Annotated in this window: 3 protein-coding genes; 2 read left to right on the forward strand and 1 reads right to left on the reverse strand. The window is 34.1% G+C overall.

Annotation, left to right across the window (positions count from 1 at the left end; all coding sequences use genetic code 11):
- The coding region (locus tag AACZ53_RS13230) for a GEVED domain-containing protein (RefSeq protein ID WP_339839362.1) at positions 1–4,553 on the forward strand (4,553 nt) is incomplete at its 5' end.
- Here the strand turns inward: AACZ53_RS13230 and AACZ53_RS13235 are convergent.
- Complete coding sequence (locus AACZ53_RS13235; protein ID WP_339839365.1) at positions 4,550–4,882, reverse strand: hypothetical protein; 333 nt, start codon at positions 4,880–4,882, stop codon at positions 4,550–4,552. The genes AACZ53_RS13230 and AACZ53_RS13235 overlap by 4 nt on opposite strands.
- A 111-nt stretch (positions 4,883–4,993) precedes the next feature.
- Here AACZ53_RS13235 and AACZ53_RS13240 point away from each other — a divergent pair.
- Positions 4,994–6,319, forward strand: a 1,326-nt coding sequence (locus tag AACZ53_RS13240) for a DUF5522 domain-containing protein (RefSeq protein WP_339839368.1), incomplete at its 3' end; no start/stop codon positions are given.

The raw sequence follows: 6,319 nt of genomic DNA on the forward strand, positions 1-6,319 counted from the left end.
ACAATACATTTGGTAATGGAGCAACAGCTTTTACTACTGGTAATATTGGAGGAACAATTGTATCTAGATACGGTGGTAATGGTGGTAATGCCGGAAATAATTTTAGCGGTGGTGGAGGTTCTAGTGCCGGGAATGTTACTGGAAACAATGCTACTGGAATAAATGGTGGTGCAGCTCCTGCCAACGGATATGCTGGAGCAAATGGACGAAATTCTAATGGAGTGGGTGCCACTGGAGATATTGGTGCTGGTGGTGCTGGTGGTAGAACTGCTGAAACTAACAACAGAAGTGGAGGATCTGGTGGAGATGGTCAAATTAGGATAACTTATACAAATACATTAGCGACTTATTGCACTCAAAGTTTTTCGACGGTTGAACCAATTACCAATGTTACTTACGCTGGTATTAACAATAACACTTCTAACACGATTAACGGGACTTCATCTTTGGAAAGTTTTTGTTTTTCAGCAAGCGTTCAACAAGGTGGCACTAATACAATTTCTTTAAAAGGTAATACAAATGGTAATTACCAAAATAATTTTAGAGTATATATTGACTGGGATCAAAATGGCGTTTTCGGAAATAACACAAATGAAATATATGACATAGGGACTATTACTAATTCAACTGGAGTAGATGCAACAACTCTTACTGGAAATATAACCGTACCAATTACCGCTACATTAGGAAATACAAGAATGCGTGTTATTAAAAACTACAATTCTTATACAGGACCTTGCAGCACAGATACTTGGGGCCAATCGGAAGACTATATAGTAAACGTAACAGCACCACCTGTTTGTGTTGCTCCAACTACACAACCTACAGCATTAATTTTAACACCCGCAACAAATACAATTACAGGAAGTTTTACCGCAGCTACCCCTGCTCCAAATAATTATTTGGTAGTAGCCAACACTTCAGGTATTGCACCAAGTCCAACAAACGGGACTAACTACACAATTGGCTCTACAACTCTTGGAGGTACTAATATAGTGGTAGACATTGATGGCAATACTACTTTTTCTGCTACTTCTTTATCTCCATCTACAACTTATTATTTCTTTATTTATTCTTACAATAGCCTGTGTACAGGAGGACCAATATACAGAACAACTAGCCCTTTAACAGGTAACGCTACTACAAGTTCTGTAACTTATTGTACACCTACAACTAGTAGTCAACCTCAATATTTATACATAAACAAAGTTAATTTCCTTGGATCTCTTAATGACACTTCCAACACCTCTACTTACAACAGTACAAATCCAAAAGGCTATCAAGACTTCACAGGATTAAGTAATAAAGCAATTCAGGCTCAAGGTGAAGGGATTAATATTTCAGCAAGCGCATCGGGAACAGTTGTACAAAGAGGAAGATGGAAAGCTTGGGTTGATTGGAATAAAAATGGTGTTTTTGATGTTAGTACTGAAGAAATATATACTACCCAAAATATTGTTAGTTCTGAAGTAACTTTTGGCTTTGTGATTCCTACTACTGCAGTTCCTGGAGATTATAGATTAAGAATAAGAATAAACAATGGAGTCAGTTATAATGGCTCATTTTATGAAAACTATGGATATAATTTCTCTCCATGTGATGATTTCGGATATGGTAGCAACAACCTAATATACTTTGGTGAAGCAGAAGATTATTTATTTACCGTAATTGCTAATTGTGATGCTAATATTGCTAGTGTTACAGATGGTTTTAATTGTGGTAGTGGACAAGTCACTTTAAATGTAAATGGAACAGCTTCTTCAACAAGTTACAAATGGTACGCAAGTGAAAACGCAACTAACCCAATCGCTACAACAACTAACGGCTCTTGGACGACACCATTTTTAACAACCACAACAACATATTGGGTAACAGCTACTAACCCAAGTTGTGAGTCCGTTTCTAAAACAGCAATTACTGCTTTTGTAAATTCGTCTCCTACAATTACCTTTACTCCCAATAATCCAGTAATTTGCGGTGAAAACACAATTATTTCTCTAAAAGCAGGTGGAGATAAAGAGACAGTATACTTAATCGATGAAAATTTTGAAGCTGGAAATTTAGGCACGTTTACTCATTCAACTATTAACTCAAATGGTACAACTATAGACAACAGAACACAATGGACAAACAGAACAAGTACATTTGTTCCAAATGAACAAATATGGTACCCTGCGATATCTTCTGGTTTTGGAACCAATAAATTCGTAATGACTACATCAGATGTAGGATCTTACACTACAGAGAACCAAATAGCATCTGCAACGGTAAATTCAACAGACTTCACAAATTTAACTTTAAAATTAAAGTTTTATTATTCAAGATATTTCCCAGACAATACTTATCCTGATAACGACTATGTTTCTATAGAAATTTCAACAAATGGTGGTTCTAGTTGGTCATCAACACCAATTGAAAAATTCATATCTGACCAAGGAATTGGCACAAGATTTACAGAACTAAACTATGACTTATCCTCTTATATTAATCAACCTAACCTGAAAATCAGAGTAAGATATCACGCAGATTGGTGTCAAGGTGTAGCAATTGATGATGTAGAATTATTTGGTGATAAACCATTAAACACTTCATTTAATTACAACACTGCAGTGGTTGATGCTTATATAGATGCAGTTTGTACAATCCCTTATACAGTAGGCTCTCCTATTGCTGAGATCTATATCAAACCTACTGTTACACAATTAGAAAATGCAAGTTTCAACATCCCAGTAACAACCACCCTTTCAAACGGATGTACTGTTAACGGCTCAGTTACTGTAACAAATAACACTAAGCTATTCACACCAAGTGCTTCTAATTCGGATTGGAATACCGCTGCAAATTGGAAACCAGCTGGTGTACCAACTGCTTCAAATTGTATTGTTATTTATGAAAACACGACTATGTCAAATATTGCTGTCGTTGGAAAAGGACTAAACTTAATTATAAAACCAGGTAAAACATTAAATATTGCTGCTGACAATTCGTTAGTAATAACAGATTTTGTTAAAGTGGAAAACACAGGAACCTTACAAATTGAAAACAATGCTAACTTAGTTCAAATAAACGACGTTGCTAACGAAGGGAATATTATTTATAAAAGAACAGCAGCCAATATTAAGGGTTCAGACTATGTCTATTGGTCTTCTCCTGTTGCAAATCAAACATTAAATAACATCTACACATCACCTACACAAGGTTTTAAATATAGTTGGAATACTTTACTTAACAATGGAAATGGAAACGGAGGCAACATAAGCCAAGGAAATTGGGTAAATGCCGATGGCAATACTATGGGAACAGGAATAGGCTACATTGTAAGAGGTTCTTCTTCTTATGGAATGTCTGCAACTAATATCAACAGTAGTTTCACTGGAGTTCCTAACAATGGAGTAATACCAGTAACAGTCAATAGAGGAACCTACACAGGTATAACTGGATACACAGGCACGAATGGTACGGCCATAAACAGATTTGATGACAATTACAATTTAATAGGTAACCCTTACCCTTCATCAATTAATGCTTTACAATTTATAACGGATAATAGCGCTATAATTGAAGGAAATGTAAGACTTTGGACGCATGGAACAAGTCCTAATTTAAACAATGGTGGAACTGTTACTAATCCATTTTACGGATCGTACACTTACAATTATTCAGCAAGTGATTATGTTACTATTAATTATACGGGTACTACTATTCCAACAGCAGCTAGTATTATAAAAGCGGGACAGGCCTTTTTTGTCGTAATGAAAGATGGAGCAACAGGAAGTGGATCAGTAAATTTTAATAACGGTCAAAGAAGAGATACAAATGGTGTACCATATGCTAATGATAATTTCTTTAAAACTTCTAGCCAACAAAATACAAGTATAGAAGAATTAGAAAGACACAGAATATGGTTAGACATAAAAGACATTAACAACACTACTGAAACAACATTAGTAGGATACGTAGAAGGCGCATCTATGGGTTCAGACAGCACATATGACGCACTAGCTAATCCTTTAGATTTGGGTATATATTCATTCATCAACAATGAGTCATTTATAATTCAAGGTAGAAGTTTACCTTTTGATGATAATGACCAAGTAGCTATTGGATTTAATGTACCTACTGCTGGAACTTACAAAATAGCAATCAATACGGCTGATGGTTTGTTTTTAGGAACTCAAGAAATTTATTTAAAAGATGAAGAATTAAATATTTATCATAATTTAAAAACGAATCCTTATTCATTTAATGCTACAGCAGGTGCTCATGAAAATAGATTCAAATTAGTTTACAAAACGGCATCTGTTTTAAACAATGAAACATTCAACCAAAACGATATTCAAATTGCAAAAAACAAAAACATCGTTGATATAGTTTCAGGAAATGAAACAATGGAAAATGTAAAAATATTTGACATTAGAGGAAGATTAATTGTTGAAAAATCAAACATCAACAGTAATTCTATCTCAATTGACATGAACAATGTTCAAGATCAAGTATTAATTGTAAAAATAGTTACAACTGAAGGAATTAAAGTAACGAAGAAAATTCTTTAAGACTTTAGAAATTTAATAAAACTCCAAAAAGACCTTTGCTTTAAATAGTAAAGGTCTTTTTCGTTTTGATAAGCTTCTCGTTCAAACGAAATGTTCAAATAAGCTTCTTTCCAATTTCTATATTGAACAAAACGAAATAAATATTCTAATCCATACCAAAGAAAAAAGGGAAACACCAACATTTCAATTTGTTGTCTAATGTGTATTTTTTCATGATTTAAAAGCACAAGATTTTGCTTATCTTCTTTAAAAGAAAGAACAATAAATGGGAAAATAGAAATTCCTCTTACCCATTTTGGAGTTAAATATTTAAAAACTAGTACAAACATATAGTACAAAGTTGCTAAATTTTTTTCTATAAATAATATTTTTGCCTAAGGAAAGAAAGAATCACTTTAAAATAATTAATTTTGTATATTATATAAATGTTATTTGCCACTATGAACAACACAATTGATCCAAATAATTTAATTGAAGGTGAAGATTTCTATTACACTACTGAAGGCTACAAGTGTTTTACCGAAAAATACCATCTCAAAAGAGGATATTGTTGCAAAAGTGGATGCAGACACTGTGCATATGGATACAATAAAAAAACAGGAACAATAAAAAAAACAGATATTCAGATAAAAGATATTCAGATTATAGACGCTGAAAATCGAAAATCCGAAAATTCAAAATCAAAAAAAATGACTTTCAAAGAACAAATAGAACTAGGGATACCCCATACATTACCCAATGTAAAGCCATACGAAATCGATATTAATCATGCACCAAAAAGAAAAGATATTCTTTCGGATGCTGAAAAAAAATTAGCTCTTCAAAATGCCTTACGTTACTTTGAACCAAGACATCACGCAATTTTACTACCAGAATTCAAAGAAGAATTAGAAAAATACGGAAGAATTTATATGTATCGTTTTCGTCCAGAATACGAAATAAAAGCTCGTCCAATTTCGGAGTATCCCGGAAAAAGCGAACAAGCAAAAGCTATTATGTTAATGATTCAAAATAATTTGGATTATGCAGTGGCTCAACATCCGCATGAATTAATTACGTATGGTGGAAATGGAGCCGTTTTCCAAAATTGGGCACAATACCTTTTAACCATGAAGTATTTGTCCGAAATGACAGATGAACAAACGCTAACCATGTATTCGGGCCATCCAATGGGCTTATATCCAAGCCACAAAGATGCTCCAAGAGTTGTAGTTACAAACGGAATGGTTATCCCAAATTATTCAAAACCGGATGATTGGGAAAAAATGAATGCTTTAGGCGTTTCACAATACGGACAAATGACCGCTGGAAGTTATATGTACATTGGCCCACAAGGAATTGTACACGGGACAACCATCACCGTTTTAAACGGATTTAGAAAAATTAAAAAATCACCAAAAGGAGGTTTATTTGTGACTTCTGGTTTGGGTGGGATGTCAGGAGCACAACCAAAAGCTGGAAATATTGCGGGCTGTGTTACAGTTTGTGCCGAAGTAAATCCGAAAATCACACACATACGCCATTCACAAGGATGGATAAATGAAGTTATTGAAGATATTGACAAATTAGTTCCAAGAGTCAAAAAAGCTTTAGAAACCAAAGAAGTTGTTTCAATCGCTTATCTAGGAAATATTGTTGATGTTTGGGAAAAATTTGACAAAGAAAATTTACATATTGATTTGGGTTCTGACCAAACTTCCTTACACAATCCTTGGGCAGGTGGCTACTACCCCATTGGATTAACATTCGAAGAATCTAATGAAATG

This window comes from uncultured Flavobacterium sp., from assembly GCF_963975005.1.
Classification (GTDB): domain Bacteria; phylum Bacteroidota; class Bacteroidia; order Flavobacteriales; family Flavobacteriaceae; genus Flavobacterium.